Source organism: Streptomyces sp. NPDC091271, assembly GCF_044757505.1.
Lineage (GTDB): Bacteria > Actinomycetota > Actinomycetes > Streptomycetales > Streptomycetaceae > Streptomyces.
On record NZ_JBIVVD010000006.1, the window covers coordinates 298,919 to 319,116 of the forward strand.

Genomic DNA, 20,198 nt, shown 5'->3' on the forward strand with positions numbered 1-20,198 from the left:
CCGTCCGCGATCCGGACGGGGAGGGCGGACATCCGACCCTGGCGTCCGGCCGGGCTCCGGCCAGGTGTGAAATCACCCGTACGAGAGGGCATCCATCCGGGCGGCTCGCGAGTCTCACCACCGAGCGGCACCCCATGTGGCCGCATTTCAGGTGTATTTGGAGCGTTCGACTTGAAAACTGGTCTCAAGGGCATAAACCGCGTAAGCGTCGCCGCCACCGTCACTCTCACCGCGGGCGCCGTCCTCGCGGGCAGCGCGTTCGCCTCCACGGCTCAGGCCGCGGCACCGCCGACGCCCACGATCGCCGCCAAGGGCGGCTTCGTGATGAACAGCGGCACTGCGAAGACGCTCTACGGAAAAGCCGCGGACACCCGCCGCTCCACCGGCTCCACGACGAAGATAATGACCGCCAAGGTGGTGCTGGCCCAGAAGAACCTGAACCTTGATTCCAAGGTCACGGTGCAGAAGGCGTACAGCGACTACATCGTCAAGAACACCGCCTCGTCGGCCCGGCTGATCGTCGGCGACAAGGTCACCGTCCGCCAGCTCCTGTACGGCCTGATGCTGCCGTCGGGCTGCGACGCCGCGTACGCCCTCGCCGACAAGTTCGGCTCCGGCTCCACGCGCGCGGCCCGGGTGAAGTCCTTCATCGGCAAGATGAACGCCTCCGCGAAGAGCCTCGGCCTGAAGAACACCCACTTCGACTCGTTCGACGGCATCGGCAGCGGCTCGAACTACTCCACGCCGCGTGACCTGACGAAGATCGCCGGCAGCGCGATGAAGAACTCCACGTTCCGCGCGATCGTGAAGACGAAGTCCACCAAGCAGAAGGTCACGACGAAGAGCGGCGGCTACCGCTACATGTCGTGGTCGAACACCAATCCGCTGCTGGGCAGTTACAGCGGCGCGATCGGCGTGAAGACCGGCTCGGGCCCGTCGGCCAAGTACTGCCTGGTCTTCGCCGCGACCCGTAACGGCAAGACGCTCATCGGGACCGTCCTCACCTCGACGTCCGCCACCACCCGGACGGCCGACGCGAAGAAGCTCCTGGACTACGCCTTCAAGAAGTAGCGCCGAGGCCGAAGTGGGCCCTGCTCGCGCGATGCGCGGGCGGGGCCCTCCGTCGTCCTCAGAGCTGCCGGCGCAGATCCGCTATGAAGCGGTCCCAGGCGGCGGAGGCGAGGATGAGGAAGGGGCTGTCGGACCGCTTGCTGTCGCGGACGGCAACGGCGCCGGGAACGTTGCGGGCCACTTCGACGCACTCGCCGTTGCCGCTGCTGTAGCTGGACTTGACGAACTCGAAGCAACGCACGATTACAGCTCCTTGCGAATACGCCCTATCAAGGCAATGGAATCGCGGGGAGCGAGTCCGCATCGGGCGATACGACTGAACGTGACGTTGTGACGGGCGGCGTCCCTCTCGCTCTCCAGCCACAGCGTAGACGACGTGGTGTCCATGTAGACCACGTCCATCGCACCGGGTTCGGCGAACGAAACAACGCTAAAAGCGCTGGTCATGCCCGGGTGGGATCCGGCCAGGAAGGGGACAACCTGCACCGTGACATTTGGCTCGGTGGCAGCCGTAGCCAGACGATCCAGTTGCGCGCGCATCACCTCGCGACCGCCGACCAGTTGCCGCAGCGCTCCTTCGCCGACAATCGCCCACAGCGCCAGTGGGGCGCTGTCCGCAAGGCGCGCCTGCCGGGCGATCTTCGCCTCGACGAAGCGCTCGATCTCGTCCGGGTCGTCCCAGTCCGCGTTGCCGACCGCCAGCGCCCGCGCATAGTCCGGCGTCTGGAGCAGCCCCGGCACAAAGGCCCCCTGCCAGGTCCTGACCGCCGTAGCGATGTCTTCGAGCGCGACGTACTCAACCAGCGAGCGCAGCTCCGGGTACTGGTTCCACCAGCCCTTCGCCTTGCGGCGCTCCCGATCCAGTCGGGCTACCTCCAGCAAGCCGCTGACGAGCTTCGTGTCCTCGACACCGTAAAACTCACAGAGGCTGCGCACGTCCGGGTCCCTCATCGGAACCCAGCCTCGCTCCATCTTCACGATCTTCGAGTTGGTCGCGCTGATGACCTGGGCTGCCTGCTGTTGCGTCTTCCCGGACGCGTCCCTCAGGCGCAGGAGCTCACTACCGAGCCTGCGTGCCAGAACAGTTGACGACCGGTTGCCTTGCTGAGTCGCTCGATTCACCACTTCAGTGTCCCGCCCCACGGCCCGGGTCGTCGACCACCGTCACTCGTTGGAGACACTTGTCTCCGTTTCACTTGCACCCATAGACCCGTGCTCGCTACGTTCGGCGAACCGCCGCTCCCAGCGGCACCGCCACGGCGGAAGTGCACCGCCCTGCCCCTGCGCAGGCGCGACATCGCCACCGCCCGCACCCAAGGAGCTCGCGCGCATGACCGCAGCCCAAGAGATCCCGGCCCCCGAACCCGTACTCCACGAGGACCGCCTCGACTACACCCCGACCGCCCGTAGCGTCTCCCTCTGCCGCCGACGGGCGGCGCGCCTCGTCGCGGAGTGGGGGCAGCCCCATCGCGCCGAGGAAGCCGCGCTGCTGGTCAGCGAGTTGGCGACCAACGCCTTGTTGCACGGCTGCATGCGCGGGCGGCTCTTCCGGGTGCGTCTCACCCTCACCGGCACCGCCCTCCGCATCGAGGTGAGCGACCCCCGCGGCGAGCGGCTGCCCGGACTGCGCGAAGTCGGCGCCGACGACTGTTACGGGCGGGGGCTGCTCGTCGTCGCCCGGCTCGCCGACCGCTGGGGCGTCGAGCCGCGCACCGTCGGCAAGACCGTCTTCGCCGAACTCACCGTGGAGTGACTGCGGAACGGCAGTTCAGGCGCCCTCCTCCGCAAGGGACAGCGCTTCGGCGATCGTGCGGGTGGCGAAGTCCGGGTCGTCCGTGATGCGGTTGATGTGCTCCGCGAGCAGGAACGCGGTGGCCTCCAAGGGATTCATCTCCCCCTCGGTCCAGTCCCCGTACTGCTTGCGCCACAGGTTGGGGCTCAGGCCCGTACCCGCGGCGACGACCAGGCCGGCCATGGTGGGGATGGCCTCGGGGCGGATACTCCTGGGCATCTGGCGCAGCGAGGCCACGAGGGTGGGGACCACGTACTCGATGACGTCCTTGTCCTGCGCTTCATGCGCCTGCCGCAGCCAGCTCATGAACATGTAGATGATCGTGCACGTGCCGTCCAGTACGTCTTCGGCACCTCCAGGGCCCAGGGAAGCGACGACCTGCTCCGCCAGCGCCCTTTGCTCCAGGTCGCTCTCGGCGTTGCCGTCGTGGATGCTCTTGAGCCGGGAGTCGATCATCATCAGCGCCGCGCCCACATCGCCGGCGGGAGCGTCCCGGGGATCGCAACTCGATGGCACAGGGCGCCCCCTCGGGTGACTGCGTCGAATGACACATCTTGCCCGCAGAGTAGTCGGACGAACCGTCGGCGCACATGCCGATGGGCCCGCGCAGACTGCGCGGGCCCATCGTTCACACCTACGCCCAGGTGATCAGCCGCTTCGGCTGCTCCAGGATCGCCGCGACGTCCGCGAGCACCTTGGAGCCGAGCTCGCCGTCGACCAGCCGGTGGTCGAAGGAGAGCGCCAGGGTGGTGACCTGGCGGGGCTTCACCTTGCCCTTGTGGACCCACGGCTGGAGCTTGATCGCCCCGACCGCGAGGATCGCGGACTCGCCCGGGTTCAGGATCGGCGTACCCGTGTCCACGCCGAAGACGCCGACGTTGGTGATGGTCACCGTGCCGCCCGCCATGGCCGCGGGGGACGTCTTCCCCTCGCGTGCGGTGGAGACCAGCTCGCCCAGTGCCGCACCCAGCTGGGGCAGGGTCTTGTCGTGCGCGTCCTTGATGTTCGGCACGATCAGACCGCGCGGGGTGGCGGCGGCGATGCCCAGGTTGACGTAGTGCTTCTGCACGATCTCCTGGTTGGCCTCGTCCCAAGCGGCGTTGACCCCCGGGTTGCGCTTGATCGCGACCAGGAGCGCCTTGGCGATGATCAGGAGCGGATTGACCCGGACCCCCGCCATCTCCTTGTCCTCCTTGAGCTCCGCCACGAGCTTCATCGTGCGCGTCACGTCGACGGTCACGAACTCGGTGACATGCGGCGCGGTGAAGGCGCTGCCGACCATGGCCTGCGCGATGGCCTTGCGCACGCCCTTGACGGGGATGCGGGTCTCGCGGCCCGCCCGGTCCACCGGTACCGCGAAGGGCGCGGGGGCCGGGGCGGCTTCCTCCGTCAGGACGGCGGCCTCGGCCGGGGCCGGGGCGACAGCCGCGTGGACGTCCTCGCGGGTGATCACGCCGCCCTCCCCGGTCGGGGTGACCGTGGCGAGGTCGATGCCCAGGTCCTTCGCCAGCTTGCGCACCGGCGGCTTGGCGAGGGGACGGCTCTCCACGGCCTTCGCGCCGTGGCCGTTGATCTCGGCCTGGATCGCGGCGGCGGCCGGCCCCGGGATCTCGGCCCCCTTGCGGGCCCGGCGCTTGGTGGAGCTCTCCGCCACCCCGTAGCCGACGAGCACCGGCTGACGGCCCTTGGGCGTTTCCGGCTCGGGCTCCTGCACGGGCTCCTGCACGGCTTCGGGAGCCGCCGGGGCGTCACCGCTGCCCGGCGCCACGTCCACCGCGATGATCACCTCGCCGACGTCGACGGTCGAGCCCTCGGGGAAGCGCAGCTCGTGCACCACCCCGTCAAACGGGATCGGCAGCTCGACGGCGGCCTTGGCGGTCTCGACCTCGCAGACCACCTGGCCGTCCGTGACGGTGTCGCCGGGCTGGACGAACCACTTGAGGATCTCCGCCTCGGTCAGTCCCTCGCCCACGTCGGGCATCTTGAACTCACGGAAACGCGCGGACGTTTCGGTCATCGTCGTCACGACCCTCTCCTCAGTACGCCAGCGAGCGGTCGACGGCGTCGAGCACCCTGTCGAGCCCCGGCAGGTACTCGTCCTCGAGCCGGGCCGGCGGGTAGGGGGCGTGGTAGCCGCCGACCCGCAGCACCGGTGCTTCGAGGTGGTAGAAGCAGCGCTCGGTGATCCGGGCCGCGATCTCGGCCCCGGAGCCGTAGAACACCGGCGCCTCGTGGACCACCACGAGCCGGCGGGTCTTCTCGACCGAGGTCTGTACGGCGTCGAAGTCGATCGGGGACATCGACCGCAGGTCCAGGACCTCGATCGACTTGCCCTCCTCCTGCGCCGCGGCGGCGGCCTCCAGGCAGACCTTCACCATCGGGCCGTACGCGACGAGCGTGAGGTCGGAGCCCTCACGGGCCACGGCGGCCTTGTGGAGCGGACCGGGGATGGACTCGGTGTCGAGCTCCCCCTTGTCCCAGTAGCGCCGCTTGGGCTCGAAGAAGATGATCGGATCGTCGCTCTGGACGGCCTGCTGCATCATCCAGTAGGCGTCGCTCGCGTTGGACGGCGAGACGACCTTCAGCCCCGCCACATGCGCGAACAGCGCCTCGGGCGACTCGCTGTGGTGCTCCACGGCACCGATGCCGCCGCCGTACGGGATGCGGATGACGACCGGCATCTTGATCTTGCCGAGGGCCCGGGCGTGCATCTTCGCGAGCTGCGTGACGATCTGGTCGTACGCGGGGAAGACGAAGCCGTCGAACTGGATCTCGACGATCGGGCGGTATCCGCGCAGCGCCAGGCCGATCGCCGTACCGACGATGCCGGACTCCGCGAGCGGGGTGTCGATGACCCGGCCCTCGCCGAAGTCCTTCTGCAACCCGTCCGTGATGCGGAAGACCCCGCCGAGCTTGCCGACGTCCTCACCCATGATGAGGACCTTGGGATCGGTCTCGAGAGCCTTGCGCAGCGACTCGTTGAGCGCCTTCGCGAGGGACATCTTCTCAGCGGCCATGGCTAGTTGCCCTCCTCGGCGAACGATGCCTGGTAGGCGGCGAACTGGGCGCGCTCCTCGTCGACGAGCGGATTGCCGTCGGCGTAGGCGTGGTCGAAGATCGCCAGCCGGTCCGGGTCGGGCATGGCCCGCACCGCTTCGCGGACCCGCTTGCCGAGGGTCTCGCTCTCCTCCTCCAGCGCGGTGAAGTACGCCGCGTCGGCGAGGTCCTGCTTCTCCAGGTACGTACGCAGCCGCAGGATCGGGTCCTTGGCCTCCCAGGCCGCCCGCTCCTCGTCCGCCCGGTACTTGGTCGGGTCGTCGGAGGTGGTGTGGGCACCCATCCGGTAGGTGAACGCCTCGACGAGGGTGGGCCCCTCGCCCCGCCGGGCCCGCTCCAGCGCCGACCTGGTGACGGCCAGGCACGCGAGTACGTCGTTGCCGTCGACCCGCACCCCCGGGAAGCCGAAACCCTGCGCGCGCTGGTAGAGCGGCACTCGCGTCTGCTTCTCGGTCGGCTCGGAGATCGCCCACTGGTTGTTCTGGCAGAAGAACACGACGGGGGCGTTGTAGACGGCGGAGAAGGTGAAGGCCTCCGCGACATCGCCCTGGCTGGAGGCGCCGTCGCCGAAGTACGCGATCACGGCCGAGTCCGCGCCGTCCTTGGCGACGCCCATGGCGTAGCCGGTGGCGTGCAGGGTCTGCGAGCCGATGACGATCGTGTACAGGTGGAAGTTGTTGGTGTTCGGGTCCCAGCCGCCGTGGTTCACGCCACGGAACATCCCGAGCAGATTCGTCGGGTCCACGCCCCGGCACCAGGCGACGCCGTGCTCCCGGTAGGTCGGGAAGACGTAGTCGTCGTCCCGCAGCGCCCGGCCGGAGCCGATCTGCGCGGCCTCCTGGCCCAGCAGCGAGGCCCACAGGCCCAGCTCGCCCTGGCGCTGGAGCGCGGTGGCCTCGGCGTCGAAGCGGCGGGTCAGGACCATGTCACGGTAGAGCCCACGGAGCTCGTCCGCGCTCAGGTCGATCTCGAAATCCGGGTGCTCGACGCGCTCGCCCTCGGGCGTCAGCAGCTGTACCAGCTGGGGCTCGGTTGTTTGTGGCGTCTTCGCGGCGCTGGTCCGCTTGCTGCTGCGTCGCGGTTTGCGCGCGGCAGTGCTCTCCACGGTCACGTGCGTGCTCCTCCGTCGGTCCGGCCCCCGGGATGGCCGGGAACCAGTGCGGCTCGCCTGTATCCGGACCCGTGCACGGGGTGGGTGCCACTCGGCCGGGAACAGGCGTGACAGGTGCCCCGGCGAGCGTCCTGTCATAAGCACGTTACCCAGTGCATCGCATAACTGCGAAACACCTTGTGACCTGCGATTTTGCTTGGATTTCCAAGTAAATCCAGAAAATCGCCAAGTCCCGCTGGTCACAGCACTGGTAACAGCCTTGCAGGCGGCCGGAACAACGGCACGTTATCCCGGTCGGCAGTCACAGGGAAGGGCGGACGACTAAGGAGTGTGTGAGACTGCGAATGTGCGCGAAGAAGGAAAAATCACGGTATTCCTGCTCGATGATCACGAAGTCGTCCGGCGCGGAGTTCACGAGCTGCTCTCCTCCGAGGAGGACATCGAGGTCGTCGGCGAGGCGGGCACGGCCGCGGACGCGCTCGCACGGATCCCGGCGACCCGCCCCGACGTCGCCGTCCTCGACGTCCGGCTGCCGGACGGCAGCGGGGTGGAGGTCTGCCGCGAGGTCCGCTCGCGGGACGAGGACATCAAGTGCCTCATGCTCACCTCTTACGCCGATGACGAGGCACTCTTCGACGCGATCATGGCGGGCGCCTCGGGGTACGTACTGAAGGCCATTCGCGGCAACGAGCTGCTCAGCGCCGTGCGCGACGTGGCGGCCGGCAAGTCCCTGCTGGACCCGGCGGCCACCGCCCGCGTGCTGGAACGGCTGCGCGAGGGCAAGGACGGCAAGGGCGACGACCGTCTCGCCGGGCTGACCGAGCAGGAGCGCAAGATCCTCGACCTGATCGGCGAGGGGCTGACGAACCGGGTGATCGGCGAGCGGCTGCACCTCGCCGAGAAGACCATCAAGAACTACGTCTCCAGCCTCCTCTCGAAACTGGGCATGGAGCGGCGTTCACAGGCAGCGGCGTACGTGGCGAGGCTTCAGGCCGAGAAGCGCTGAAGGGGCGGGTCAGGGACCTTGGTCCCTGACCGTCGGGGGCGGCGGACCCTTACACGGCTCCTACCCGTGGCGGAGAGTGGGGGCATGCTTTCTTCCCGCCCCTCCGACACCGGCGCCGCGGCAGGCTCCGGCACATCCGGCCCTTCCGGCACATCCGGCCCTTCCGGCGCGTCCGGCCCTTCCGGCCCGTCGGCCTCCACCGTCTCCTCCGTGGCGGACAAGCGCCGGGCCATCGAGCTGCTCGGCAGTGTCCGCTACGGCCGGCTGGCCATGAGCATGCGGGCCCTGCCCTTTTTGGCGGTGGCCCGGCACCTGGTGGTCGAGGGCGGTGTCGTCCTGCGGATGCACAGGGGACTCGGCTTCCACGAGTCCTGTGACGGAAGCGTCGTCGCCTATGGGGCGGACAACTTCAACTCCCCCGCGTCCGGCAGTACGGAGGACCTCTGGTCGGTGCAGTTCACCGGCCCCGCCGAGATCGTGGAACCCGCCTTCGACCAGCGCGAACGCTTCGGGTCCGGTCCGGCCGAGGTGAACGGCGAGCACTTCGATCCGGTGTATCTGAGGCTCGATCCGCACCTGTCCCATATGCACACTCTGACCTTCGACGCAAGTCCGTAAAACCGGCCACTCAGCGTCACCTAACATGTGGCGAGTGCTGCGCTCATCTGTGACCCTTCCGCCTGTCCCTCCGGTCGTCGAGGTCCTGCGCCGCTACCCGGACACCGGTGAGCCCCTCGCGTGCGAACCGATCGGCAAGGGCCTGCTCAACCACGGTTACCGCGTGTCCACCACCCGCGGCTCGTACTTCCTCAAGCACCATCTCGACAAGCACCACCTCGACGACGCCAGCGGCGACCACGCCACGATCGTGCGGCAGCACCGGGCGACCCAGCAGCTGCACTCCCTCGGTGTGCCGGTGGCCCCGCCGCTCTCGGACACGGAGGGTGACACGGTCACGGTGATCGAGGGGCAGCGCTACGCCCTGCACCGGTGGGTGGACGGGCTCCATCGGGACGGCGCCCAGCTGACGACCGCACAGTCGCGTCGGCTCGGGGCGCTCCTCGGCGCCGTACACATGGGTCTGGAGCAGGTCATGGAGGCGGACCCGCCGCCGCCTCCGGCACGGGGCCAGAGCCCTGATCCCGCCGACACGTTCACGCTGATCGACGAGCTGCTGACGGCCGCGCGGCACATGGGCCCCCGGGACGCCTTCGACGAGCTCGCCGTGCACCGTCTCGTCGAGCGCCGCGCGCTGCTGGAGCAGCACGCGCACCGCCGCCCGCCCACGCCCGAGGGGTCCGCCAGGGGATGGGTGCACGGCGACTTCCACCCGCTGAACCTCCTCTACCGGGGCGCCGACCCCGTCGCCATCGTGGACTGGGACCGGCTCGGCGTGCAGCCGCGGGCCGAGGAGGCCGTACGGGCGGCGGCGATCTTCTTCGTACGGCCGGACGGCGAGCTGGCGCTGGAGAAGGTCCGGGCGTACGCCCGCGCCTACCGGCGATCGGCGGGCGCCGGGGCGGCCGAGCTGGCGGCCGCGGTGCACCGGGTTTGGTGGGAGCGCCTCAACGACTTCTGGATACTGCGCTGGCGCTACCGCCTGCACGACCGCAGGGCCGACCCGCAGTTCCCTGCGGTGTCGGCCCTGGCGGTGTGGTGGACGCGTGAGTACGAGGCGGTCGGCGAGGCCTTCACGGGGTGAGAGCCCTCGTCACCGCCCGATGGTGCCCGTGGTCACCCGGCGGTGGCGCCCGCAGCTCCTGCGGCGGCGCCCTCCGCGGCGCCGGCCGAGGTGCCGGTGGTGCTTCCCTCCGTGGTCGCTCCCCCGTCGTCACCGGTGCCACCGTCGTCGGTGCCACCGTCGTCACCGGTGCCACCGTCGTCACCGGTGCCGCCATCCGTCGTCGTACCGCCGTCCGACGTTCCGCCCGTGCTCGGGGTCGGCGTCGTGGGTGTCACCGTCGGCTCCTGCGTCGGCTCGGTCGGGTCGTTCGACGGGGTCCACGTCGGGTCGTCGGTGGGCCAGGTCTGGCCGCCCGTGGAGCCGTTCGGCTCCTCGGTCTCCTCCGTCTCCTCGTCCGTCGGTTCCGCCGAGGACGGGGTCGGTGACGTGGACGACGAAGTGGAGGGCGTGACCGGGGCCTTCTTGTTGCCGCCGTCGCCGTTCGCTGCCTGGAGGGCGAACGCGACGCCCCCACCGATCGCGATCAGCGCGAGCACGACGAACAGCCACATCTTGCCGCGACCGCCGCCCTCGCGGTGACTGCCGCCCGCGTACGCCCCGTCGTCGGGGTTCATGGGCGGCAGGATCGGGCCCTGCGAGGTGTCCCCGTGCATGGGGTGCCCCATGGCCGCCGTGCTGCCGCCGACGTTCATCGCCGCGGTGTGGCCGCTGTCGTGCACGTTGACCGGGCCGGTGTTCCACGTGCCCGTGTGCCCGCCCTGGACCTGCAGCATCTGCAGGCTGTACTGGACGAGACCGCGCATCTCCTCGGCGCTCTGGAACCGGTCGTCCGGGTCCTTCGCGAGTGAGCGCATGACGAGGCCGTCCAGCTCCGGCGGGACGGACCCGGCGGCCTGGGAGGGCGGGACCGGGGTGTCCTGGACGTGCTGGTAGACGACGGAGAGCGGGGTCTCGCCGGTGAACGGGGGCCGCAGGGCGAGCAGTTCGTAGAGCAGGCAGCCCGTGGCGTACAGGTCGGAACGGTGGTCGACGGCCTTGCCGAGCGCCTGCTCGGGGGAGAGGTACTGGGGCGTGCCCATGACCATGCCGGTCTGGGTCATCGTCGACTGTGCGCCGTGCAGCGCGCGGGCGATGCCGAAGTCCATCACCTTGACCGCGCCGGAGTGCGTGATGATCACGTTCGCCGGCTTGATGTCGCGGTGCACGATGCCGTGCTGGTGGGAGTAGGCCAGCGCCTCCAGGACGCCCGAGACGATGATCAGCGCCTGCTCGGGCGGCGGGGCCTCGGCCTCGAGCAGCAGATCGCGGATGGTGTTGCCCTCGACGAGCTCCATCACGATGTACGGCACGGTCGACCCGCCCACGACGTCCTCACCGGAGTCGTACACGGCGACGATCGCGTGGTGGTTGAGCCCCGCGACCGACTGTGCCTCACGCGTGAAGCGGGCCTTGGAGACCGGGTCCTCGGCAAGGTCGGAACGGAGCAGCTTCACCGCCACCGTGCGCCCCAGACGCACGTCCTCCGCGGCGTAGACCTCGGCCATGCCGCCGCGGCCGAGCCGGTGGGTCATGCGGTAACGGCCGTCTCCGACCACACCGCCGACACCCCAGGAGTCGGTGCCATCCGAAACTCCGCCGCCGTTTGCTTCGGATCCGGGTGCCATCAGTCCTCGCCGTCGTATCTGTCCGCGCGTCCGCGGGTTCTCACGGTGCCTTGCTGCATTGCCACGTCACGCTACAGCCTCTGTCCGACACACCGGTTTCCAGAGTGACCGGTCATCCAATCGGCTCGCGTGCCTTACGCGCAAATTCCATGCTCTTCCTGTAACGCTTCCGAGACGCTTCTTGTGCGTAGGGTCACGGAACGGGCACCCGGCTTGACGTGTCGTACCCCTCGGGCAGACTTGGCCCGTAATAGGGATGATCGCGTCCGTCGGGCGCCGAGGGGGATGCAAGTCATGAGCCACGACGGGGCACACGGCGCCCAGGGGCGCTACGCGGGCGGTTCCGTGGCCGGCGGCCGCTACCAGCTGCGCGACCTGCTCGGCGAGGGCGGCATGGCGTCCGTCTACCTCGCGTACGACTCGGCCCTCGACCGCCAGGTCGCCATCAAGACGCTGCACACGGAGCTGGGACGCGAGCAGTCCTTCCGCGAGCGTTTCCGGCGCGAGGCGCAGGCCGTCGCCAAGCTGCAGCACACCAACATCGTCTCGGTCTTCGACACGGGCGAGGACGAGCTCGGCGGTGCGCTGATGCCGTACATCGTCATGGAGTACGTCGAGGGGCAGCCGCTCGGCTCCGTGCTCCAGTCGGACATCCAGCAGTACGGCGCGATGCCGGCCGACAAGGCCCTCAAGGTGACGGCCGACGTGCTCGCCGCCCTGGAGACCAGCCACGAGATGGGCCTGGTCCACCGCGACATCAAGCCCGGCAACGTGATGATGACCAAGCGCGGCGTCGTCAAGGTCATGGACTTCGGCATCGCCCGTGCCATGCAGTCCGGCGTCACCTCGATGACCCAGACCGGCATGGTCGTCGGCACCCCGCAGTACCTCTCCCCCGAGCAGGCGCTCGGCCGCGGCGTCGACGCGCGCTCCGACCTGTATTCGGTCGGCATCATGCTCTTCCAGCTGCTCACGGGACGTATCCCGTTCGACGCGGACTCCCCGCTCGCCATCGCGTACGCGCATGTGCAGGAGGAGCCGGTCGCCCCGTCGAGCGTCAACCGGTCGATCACGCCCGCGATGGACGCCCTCGTCGCCCGCGCGCTGAAAAAGAACCCGAACGAGCGCTTCCCGAGCGCCGCGGCGATGCAGGACGAGATCACCCGCGTCCTGAGCGCGAGCGGTCCCGCGGGCGCCCCGGTGATCATCGGCGGCGGCTCCCCGGCGAACAGCGGCGCCGGCGTCGGATCGGCGGTCTTCCCGCCCGTCGACCAGGCCACCCCGGCACCGCACAGCGTGCAGACGCCGTACCAGCCGCACCCCCACCAGCAGCACCAGCCAGGCCCCTACGGCGTACCGACCCCCGCCCCCACACCGGGCTACGGCTACCCGCAGACGGCCCAGCCGTACGGCACCCCGGCACCGCTGGGGCACCAGACCCCGCCGCCGTACACGATGTCCCCGCAGACCTCGACGGGTGCGGGCGGCAGCGGCGGGTCCAGGCGCAACATGCCGGTCGTCGTGGGGTCGATCGTGGTCGCCCTGGTCGCGATCGGCGGTCTGATCGCCTTCCTGAACATGAACGGCGACTCGGAGAACGGCAAGGGCGGCGGCGACCCGAGCTCCAGCGAGTCCAGCGTGGCCGGCGAGCACAGGCCGCCGGAGCGTAACCGGACGATGGACGAGGAGGAGTGCACCGACGCCACGGAGGACACGGACGACCCGGCGAAGGTCCAGGCGCCGAACTTCGTCTACAAGGACATCCTCTCCGCGAAGGCGTGCGCCCAGGCCGCAGGCTGGACGATCAAGGAGATCAAGGTGGAGGGCAACACCTACGCCGAGGACCAGGTCATCGACCAGTTCCCGACCTCGGGCGCGGCCGTGGCCGAGCGGAACGCCCACTTCGAGCTGCGCATCGCGACGGGTGACCCGGCCTGACCGGCCGGCCGCCTCCCTCCGCCCGCTGCCGGGCCTTCCCGCGCTGATCCGGCGCGGTTGAGGTGCGGCGTCCGGACGCACCCGGGATGCCGGACATATCGGTGCGTGTGACGCTGATCCCATGCCTCCAGGACTCCCGGCTTCACGGTCGTCACGGTGTGTCGCCTGCCTCGTGACAGCGGTCGGTGTAGCACTCGGGCCCCCCGCCCTGGCATACGGGGAGGACGGGGCCGTCGCGTCCGTTCGCCCGGCACAGTCGGCTCAGTCGGCACACCCGGGGTATCCGGCTCCGGCTCCGGTTCCGGTTCCGGTTCCGGTTCCGGCGAGGCCCCCGGGCTCCTCTTCCCCCACCGCGAGCCCCACCGCCTCCACCGCCGAGTCACCTCTGGCGGGGCGGCAGGCCGGGGAGGGGCGGGCGCGGCCGGGGAGGTCCCTCTCCCCCCTGGAGGTCGCGGAGTCCGAGGCCGCGGCGGACGAGATGCCGCCGGATCCGGATCCCGTGAAGGTTCCCGCGTTCACACCGCCGCCCGAGGCGTTCCCGGAGCCCGGTGAGACGGCGCGGCAGCGGCAGGCGCTGGACGAACCCGCCCTGAAGCAGGTGCGGGACGTGTCGCTGGGCAGCGGAATCGCCCTGGTCGGACTGGGACTGGCCTTTCTGGCCCTCCGTATGCGCCGCCCGAACTGACCCGTCCGAACGGCCGGGGCGTTGGCCAGGGACGCTTGCGTCGAGCAACATACTGGGTATACATACTCAGTATGTCGATCCGTCACGGGCTGCTGGCCCTCCTTGAGCGGGGGCCTCGGTACGGCTCCCAGCTCCGCACCGAGTTCGAGTCCCGCACCGGCTCCACCTGGCCGCTGAACGTCGGGCAGGTCTACACGACGCTCAGCCGTCTGGAGCGGGACGGCATGGTCGCCCAGGACGGTGAGGACGACGCGGGCCACGCCCTCTACTCGATCACCGAGGACGGGCGGAGCGAGCTGAGGAGTTGGTTCGAGACCCCCGTCGACCGCAGCAGTCCGCCCCGCGACGAGCTGGCGATCAAGCTCGCGATGGCGGTCGGGGCGCCCGGTGTCGACATCCGCGCCGTCATCCAGTCCCAGCGGAGCCACACGCTGAAGGCGATGCAGGACTACACCCGGCTGAAGGCCCAGGCACTCGCCGACGTACCCGCCGACCGTGACGAGGTCGCCTGGCTGCTCGTGGTGGAACAGCTGATCTTCCAGGCCGAGGCGGAGGCGCGCTGGCTCGACCACTGCGAGTCCCGTCTCGTGCGCCTCGCCGAGGCCGCCGCGACCGAACCCACCGCACGCCCCGCCGCGACCACGAGCCGTGGGGCCACGCGGTCCGCCACCTCGCGAGCGTCCACCCGCCGCTGACCGCCGGCGACGGCAGCTACTCCGGCCCGCGCCACTCCGGCCCGCGGCCCCTTTCCGTACACCGTTCTCAGGGGGGAACAGCCCACCATGTCCTCGTCCGTCCCCGCACCGTCCACCGGTCTCTCCGTGGATGCTCCCGTCCTCGAGCTGAAGGCCCTGACCCGTACCCACGGTTCCGGTATCGCCGAGGTGCACGCCCTGCGCGGCATCAACCTGTCCGTCCACACCGGTGAGCTCGTCGCCGTGATGGGCCCCTCCGGCTCCGGCAAGTCCACGCTTCTGACCCTGGCGGGCGGCCTCGACACCGCGACCAGCGGCCAGGTCGTCATCGAGGGCCAGGACATCTCCACGCTCGGCCGCAAGGGCATCGCACGTCTGCGCCGGCGCAGCGTCGGTTACGTCTTCCAGGACTACAACCTGATCCCCGCTCTCACCGCCGCGGAGAACATCGCCCTGCCGCGCGAACTCGACGGCGTCTCCGTACGCAAGGCGCGCAAGGAGGCCATGGCCTCGCTGGAGGAGATGCACCTCGCGGAGGTCGCCGACCGCTTCCCGGACGAGATGTCCGGTGGCCAGCAGCAGCGTGTCGCCATCGCCCGCGCCCTCGTGGGTGACCGTCGCCTCGTGCTCGCCGACGAACCGACCGGAGCGCTCGACTCCGAGACGGGTGAGGCCGTGCTCGCCCTGCTCCGCAACCGCTGCGACCAGGGCGCTGCCGGGGTGATGGTGACGCACGAGCCCCGGTACGCGGCCTGGGCGGACCGGGTGGTCTTCCTCCGGGACGGGTCGATCGTGGACCAGACGGTGGCCACCGCCGCCGAATCCCTGCTCGCCGCTGAAGGTGCCGAGTGAGCGTCCTCACCGGGTGGCGCGCCGCCCTCCGGATCGCCCGGCGCGACGCCCTGCGGGCCAAGGGCCGCAGCGCGCTCGTCGTCGCGATGATCGCCCTGCCGGTCCTCGGCGTGACGGCCGCCGACGTGACGTACCGCAGTTCCACTCCCACCGTCGCCGAGGACCTGACGGCCAAGATGGGTTCGGCGGACGCCGTGTTCAGTTCGGCAGGCATCGGGCCCGCCCCTCTGGAGCAGATGCCCGACGCCAGCACATGGGGCACTCCTGACGACAGGGCCGAGATCGCGGCCGAGGACGAGCGTGCGCCCGTCGATGTGCCGGCCACGTTCCCGAAGGGTTCGCGGTACCTCACGGAGCAGTCCGTTCCCGCCGTGGTGACCACGCGGCACGGGGTCGCCAACACCGAGATCGTGGAGCTGCGCACCTCCGATCCGGCGGTCCGGGGCAGACTCGACCTGGTCGACGGGGCGTACCCGCACGGGGAGGGGGAAGTCGTCGCGACCGAGCACTTCCTGGAGTCCGCAGGACTCGGTATCGGCTCCCGCACGACACTGCGCGGCCCCGAGCAGACGTACACGATCACAGGCAGCGTCGAGCTGCCCGGGGAGCTCGCCAAGAGCGCGCTGTACGCCGACCCGGGGGCGGTACTCGCCCCGTGGAAGACGGCGGCCGACCGTGACGAGAAAATCGTCCCTCCTTACCCCGGCGACATGACCTGGCTCGTCCGAGGCCCCGCCGGCGACGGAATCTCCTGGCCGGACGTGCTCAAGGCCAACGAGAAGGGCGTCGTGGTGCTGTCCCGCCAGGTCGCTCTCGATCCGCCCCCGGACTCCGAGGTCCCGCTGCTCGCGCACCAGGACGTCTCCTCCTTCGGTGAGAGCTCCTCGGAGCTGAGCGCGGCGCTGGTGACCGTCGTCGCCATGGCGGTCCTGGAGATCGTCCTGCTGGCCGGCCCCGCGTTCGCCGTCGGTGCGCGGCGCTCGCGCAGGCAGCTCGGCCTCGTCGGCACCTGTGGCGGCGACCGGGGCCAGGTGCGAGCCGTCGTGCTGTCCGGGGGCCTGGTCCTCGGCGCGGTGGGCGCCGTGGCCGGTGTCGCCGCCGGGATCGGCCTCACCGTCCTGTTCCGTCCGATGATCGAGGGCTGGAGGGAAAGCCGTTTCGGCGAGCTCGACATCCGCCCCTGGGAGCTGCTGGGTATCGCCGTCATCGGCCTCGTCACCGGCATCCTGGCGGCTCTGGCACCGGCGATCGTCGCCGGCCGGCAGTCGGTTCTCGAATCGCTCACCGGGCGCCGCGGAACACGCCGGAGCTCACGCGTCCTGCCCGTCGTGGGCTGCGTGGCGCTGGCGGGCGGCGTGGCGGTCGCCGTGTACGGCGGCACGACCGGCGACACCCGGTTCGTCGCCGGCGGCTCCGTGGTCGCCGAACTCGGGGTGCTCGCCTGCATCCCGGTGATCGTCGGCTTCCTCGGGCGGCTCGGCACCCGGCTGCCGCTCTCCCCGCGCATGGCACTGCGCGACGCGGCACGTAACCGAGGGCGTACGGCGCCGGCGGTCGCCGCCGTCATGGCGGCCGTGGCGGGCACCGTCGCCATCGCCACGTACACCACCAGCGTCATGGCGGAACACGACTACGACCACATGCGCTCCCTCACCCCGGGCACGGTTGCGCTCATCGCCGCGGAACCGACCGGCGTGGACCAGCTCCCCCTTGCCAGGACCGCCGCGGAACAGAATCTGGCGGTCAGCGGCGGCCGCGCCGACATCGGGCGGGTCTGGGCCGGATCCGACTGCACGGTCTACTACGAGGAGGAGAACAGCTGCGGGAGGCTCGAACTGGTCAAACCCACCGGCAAGGGCCACAGCTGCCCGCTCCAGGGGACGGGTGCCAAGAAGCTCGCCGGGAGTCTCTCCGCCGACGAGCACAAGAAGCTGATGAACTCCCCCGCCTGCGTCGACGAGTACATCACCGCGCAGGCGCTCTCCACGGGCGACAGCAACATCGCCGTAGGGGACGCCTCGCTCCTCAGGTCGTACGTGAAACTCGACGACCCGGCGGCGGCCGAAGCCCTGGCTGCCGGGACTCCCGTGCTGCTCAACCCGGCGTACGCGCAGGACGGCCAGGTCACGCTCAAGGCCGTACACACGTACAACGAGCGCGACAAGGAGAACCGCAAGCTCCATCCGGGGAAGTCCAGGACCACCACGGACCGGCTGAAGGTGTACGTCGCCCCCGCGAAGTACGCCGCCACCCCCGGGATCCGGATGATCCTGCCGCAGCAGGCCGCGGACCGGCTCGGCCTGCACACCACGGCCTACGGGAGCATCTACACCGTCACGCACACGCCGACGGACGCCGAGCAGCAGGCGGTGGCGGCCGCGTTCACCCAGGCCGGGAACGGGGTCTACCTGCAGAGCGAGACACTGACGGAGACGCGCGAGGAGGATGTGGTCCTGCTGATCCTCGCGCTCTTCGCGGGTGTCGTCACCCTGGGCGCGGCGGCCATCACCACCGGTCTCGCCAAGGCCGACGCGGAGGCCGACCTCACCACGCTCAGCGCGGTGGGGGCACCGCCCGGCGTCCGGCGCTCACTCTCCGGATTCCAGTGCGTGGTCGTCGCGCTCACGGGCGTGCTGCTCGGCACGGCCGCGGGCGTGGTGCCGGCGGTGGCCCTGCGTCTGGTCGACCTGCGGGAGGCGATGGAGGCGATGCGTGCCCAGCCCATGGACTCCGCGTACACACCCATCGTGATGCCGTGGGAGACCATCGGGCTGCTGGCCCTGGGCGTACCCGTGCTGGCAGGGCTGCTGGCCGCCGCGTTCGCCGGATCACGGCTGGCCCTGGCACGGCGCGCGGGCTGAGCGTCCTCGTGGCGTGAGCGGGTGTTCCGGTGCCCCCGGAAAGGGTGGATCTTGTCTTTCCGGGGGCACCACCGTGTTGTGAAGCCGGTGTGGGAGACAATGGCGGCATGGAAATGCCGAGGAATGAACGGTCGCAGGAGCACCCCCAAGTCCTCGTGGTGGGGCAGGACGGAATGGCCATCGGCGGTGGTGGCGGTGACGACGAGTCGCGCGAGGTTCCGGTGACGGAGATGGTCGAGCAGCCCGCGAAGGTCATGCGGATCGGCAGCATGATCAAGCAGCTTCTGGAGGAGGTCAGGGCGGCTCCTCTCGACGAGGCGAGCCGTGTCCGGCTCAAGGAGATCCACGCGAGCTCGGTGAAGGAGCTCGAGGACGGTCTGGCGCCGGAGCTCGTGGAGGAGCTGGAACGGCTCTCGCTGCCGTTCACCGAGGAGTCCGTCCCCTCCGAGGCCGAGCTGCGGATCGCGCAGGCCCAGCTGGTCGGCTGGCTGGAGGGCCTTTTCCACGGCATTCAGACGGCGCTGTTCGCCCAGCAGATGGCGGCCCGTGCGCAGCTGGAGCAGATGCGCCGCGCCCTCCCTCCGGGTGTCGGCCACGAGGACGAGGAAGGCAGCGTCGACCCGCACGGACCGGCGCGCTCCGGCCCGTACCTCTAGTGACCTGAGCCCATACCGACCGCGGTACGCACCGGGGCCCGGCACACCATGTGTGCCGGGCCCCGGCGTCTGTCCTGGGCGCCCTCGTCAGGCCTTCGGCGCGGCCAGGAGGATCTTGCCGATGTGGCTGCTGGACTCCATCAGCCGGTGGGCTTCCGCCGCGTCCGCCATCGGCATCGTGCGGTCCACGACCGGCCGGACGACACCGTCGGCGAGCAGCGGCCACACATGCTCGCGTACCGCCGCGATGATCGCGGCCTTCTCCGCGAGCGGACGCGCGCGGAGCGACGTGGCCGTGACAGCCGCCCGCTTGCTCAGCAGGGCGCTCAGATTCAGCTCGCCCTTGGCCCCGCCCTGGAGACCGATGATGGCGAGACGGCCGTTCACAGCGAGGGCGCGGACGTTCCGGTCCAGATACTTCGCCCCGACGATGTCGAGGATGACGTCTGCTCCGGCACCGTCCGTCGCCTGCCGCACCTCCTCGACGAAATCCTGCTCGCGGTAGTCGATGAGGATGTCGGCGCCCAGCTCCTGACAGCGCGCCAGCTTCTCGGGGCCTCCCGCCGTCACCGCGACGCGCGCGCCGACGGCCTTGGCGAGCTGGATCGCCATCGTGCCGATACCGCTGGAACCGCCGTGGACCAGGAGAGTCTCGGCGGGCCGCAGGTGGGCCACCATGAAGACATTGGACCAGACCGTCGACGTGACCTCGGGCAGCGCCGCCGCCTCGATCAGGTCCACGCTGTCGGGCACGGGCAGCAACTGTCCGGTCGGCACAGCGACCTTCTCCGCGTATCCGCCGCCCGCGAGCAGTGCACACACCTCGTCGCCCACGGACCACCCGGTCACCCCGGGGCCGAGCGCCGCGATACGGCCCGCACACTCCAGGCCGGGGTACGGGGAGGCGCCGGGCGGGGGGTTGTAGAAGCCCTGCCGCTGCAGCACGTCGGCCCGGTTCACCGCGCTGGACACGACCTCGACGAGAACTTCGCCCTCGCCAGGTACGGGGTCGGGAACCTCGGCCCACACAAGCGCTTCGGGGCCACCGGGTTCTGGGATCGTGATCGCATACATGGCCGCGAGGCTACTCCGTACAGAGTCCCGGACGGTGGCGGACGTGCCTGCG

19 protein-coding genes are annotated in these 20,198 nt (G+C 70.2%); 11 read left to right on the forward strand and 8 right to left on the reverse strand.

Annotated features, from left to right (window positions below):
- The first annotated feature begins 171 nt into the window (after nt 1–171).
- Nucleotides 172–1,071, forward strand: a complete 900-nt coding sequence (locus ACIQM3_RS25445; RefSeq protein ID WP_401627859.1) for a D-alanyl-D-alanine carboxypeptidase family protein — start codon at nt 172–174, stop codon at nt 1,069–1,071.
- A 58-nt stretch (nt 1,072–1,129) separates the two neighbouring features.
- Here ACIQM3_RS25445 and ACIQM3_RS25450 read toward each other — a convergent pair whose 3' ends face one another.
- Together ACIQM3_RS25450 and ACIQM3_RS25455 are read right to left on the reverse strand one after the other, a co-directional pair.
- On the reverse strand, nt 1,130–1,312 hold the full coding sequence (locus ACIQM3_RS25450) for a DUF397 domain-containing protein (protein WP_401627861.1): 183 nt from the start codon (nt 1,310–1,312) through the stop codon (nt 1,130–1,132).
- A 2-nt stretch (nt 1,313–1,314) separates the two neighbouring features.
- A complete protein-coding gene (locus ACIQM3_RS25455; protein WP_401627863.1) occupies nt 1,315–2,193 on the reverse strand; it encodes a helix-turn-helix domain-containing protein in 879 nt (292 codons plus the stop codon).
- A 208-nt stretch (nt 2,194–2,401) separates the two neighbouring features.
- Here ACIQM3_RS25455 and ACIQM3_RS25460 point away from each other — a divergent pair, with 208 nt between their 5' ends.
- Nucleotides 2,402–2,824, forward strand: a complete 423-nt coding sequence (locus tag ACIQM3_RS25460; protein ID WP_401627865.1) for an ATP-binding protein — start codon at nt 2,402–2,404, stop codon at nt 2,822–2,824.
- Nucleotides 2,825–2,839: 15 nt separating this feature from the next.
- Here the strand turns inward: ACIQM3_RS25460 and ACIQM3_RS25465 are convergent, their stop codons facing one another.
- The 4 genes from ACIQM3_RS25465 to pdhA form a co-directional block, all read right to left on the reverse strand.
- Nucleotides 2,840–3,379 (reverse strand): hypothetical protein, encoded by a 540-nt coding sequence (locus tag ACIQM3_RS25465; RefSeq protein ID WP_401627867.1) that lies wholly within the window; start codon nt 3,377–3,379, stop codon nt 2,840–2,842.
- Between the two features lie 118 nt (nt 3,380–3,497).
- On the reverse strand, nt 3,498–4,889 hold the full coding sequence (locus tag ACIQM3_RS25470; protein ID WP_401627869.1) for a dihydrolipoamide acetyltransferase family protein: 1,392 nt from the start codon (nt 4,887–4,889) through the stop codon (nt 3,498–3,500).
- A gap of 10 nt (nt 4,890–4,899) precedes the next feature.
- Nucleotides 4,900–5,880: an alpha-ketoacid dehydrogenase subunit beta gene (locus tag ACIQM3_RS25475; RefSeq protein ID WP_401627871.1), complete on the reverse strand. Its 981-nt coding sequence runs from the start codon at nt 5,878–5,880 to the stop codon at nt 4,900–4,902.
- A 2-nt stretch (nt 5,881–5,882) separates the two neighbouring features.
- Entirely contained in the window at nt 5,883–7,031 is a 1,149-nt protein-coding gene (gene pdhA / locus ACIQM3_RS25480; RefSeq protein WP_401627873.1) for a pyruvate dehydrogenase (acetyl-transferring) E1 component subunit alpha, read from the reverse strand.
- Nucleotides 7,032–7,377: 346 nt separating this feature from the next.
- Here pdhA and ACIQM3_RS25485 point away from each other — a divergent pair, with 346 nt between their 5' ends.
- The 3 genes from ACIQM3_RS25485 (at nt 7,378) to ACIQM3_RS25495 (ending at nt 9,739) form a co-directional block, all read left to right on the forward strand.
- Nucleotides 7,378–8,037: a response regulator gene (locus ACIQM3_RS25485; protein WP_401627875.1), complete on the forward strand. Its 660-nt coding sequence runs from the start codon at nt 7,378–7,380 to the stop codon at nt 8,035–8,037.
- Nucleotides 8,038–8,121: 84 nt separating this feature from the next.
- Nucleotides 8,122–8,655, forward strand: a complete 534-nt coding sequence (locus ACIQM3_RS25490) for a pyridoxamine 5'-phosphate oxidase family protein (RefSeq protein ID WP_401627877.1) — start codon at nt 8,122–8,124, stop codon at nt 8,653–8,655.
- Nucleotides 8,656–8,680: 25 nt separating this feature from the next.
- The gene (locus ACIQM3_RS25495; RefSeq protein ID WP_401627879.1) at nt 8,681–9,739 is read left to right on the forward strand and encodes a phosphotransferase; all 1,059 of its coding nucleotides are present in this window, start codon (nt 8,681–8,683) and stop codon (nt 9,737–9,739) included.
- A gap of 32 nt (nt 9,740–9,771) precedes the next feature.
- Here ACIQM3_RS25495 and ACIQM3_RS25500 read toward each other — a convergent pair whose 3' ends face one another.
- Entirely contained in the window at nt 9,772–11,385 is a 1,614-nt protein-coding gene (locus ACIQM3_RS25500; protein WP_401627881.1) for a protein kinase, read from the reverse strand.
- A gap of 294 nt (nt 11,386–11,679) precedes the next feature.
- Between ACIQM3_RS25500 and ACIQM3_RS25505 the strand changes: the two genes are divergently transcribed.
- From ACIQM3_RS25505 to ACIQM3_RS25530, 6 genes are all read left to right on the forward strand, one after another.
- Nucleotides 11,680–13,323 (forward strand): protein kinase, encoded by a 1,644-nt coding sequence (locus ACIQM3_RS25505; protein WP_401627883.1) that lies wholly within the window; start codon nt 11,680–11,682, stop codon nt 13,321–13,323.
- Nucleotides 13,324–13,822: 499 nt separating this feature from the next.
- Nucleotides 13,823–14,008: a hypothetical protein gene (locus tag ACIQM3_RS25510; RefSeq protein ID WP_393756410.1), complete on the forward strand. Its 186-nt coding sequence runs from the start codon at nt 13,823–13,825 to the stop codon at nt 14,006–14,008.
- Between the two features lie 71 nt (nt 14,009–14,079).
- Complete coding sequence (locus ACIQM3_RS25515; RefSeq protein WP_401627886.1) at nt 14,080–14,703, forward strand: PadR family transcriptional regulator; 624 nt, start codon at nt 14,080–14,082, stop codon at nt 14,701–14,703.
- An 87-nt stretch (nt 14,704–14,790) separates the two neighbouring features.
- Entirely contained in the window at nt 14,791–15,555 is a 765-nt protein-coding gene (locus ACIQM3_RS25520) for an ABC transporter ATP-binding protein (protein ID WP_401627888.1), read from the forward strand.
- Nucleotides 15,552–18,416: an FtsX-like permease family protein gene (locus ACIQM3_RS25525; protein ID WP_401627889.1), complete on the forward strand. Its 2,865-nt coding sequence runs from the start codon at nt 15,552–15,554 to the stop codon at nt 18,414–18,416. The genes ACIQM3_RS25520 and ACIQM3_RS25525 overlap by 4 nt, the downstream gene beginning before the upstream one ends.
- Before the next feature lie 107 nt (nt 18,417–18,523).
- A complete protein-coding gene (locus tag ACIQM3_RS25530; RefSeq protein WP_401627891.1) occupies nt 18,524–19,072 on the forward strand; it encodes a bacterial proteasome activator family protein in 549 nt (182 codons plus the stop codon).
- An 87-nt stretch (nt 19,073–19,159) separates the two neighbouring features.
- Here ACIQM3_RS25530 and ACIQM3_RS25535 read toward each other — a convergent pair whose 3' ends face one another.
- Entirely contained in the window at nt 19,160–20,146 is a 987-nt protein-coding gene (locus ACIQM3_RS25535; protein WP_401627893.1) for an NAD(P)H-quinone oxidoreductase, read from the reverse strand.
- Nucleotides 20,147–20,198: the final 52 nt, after the last annotated feature.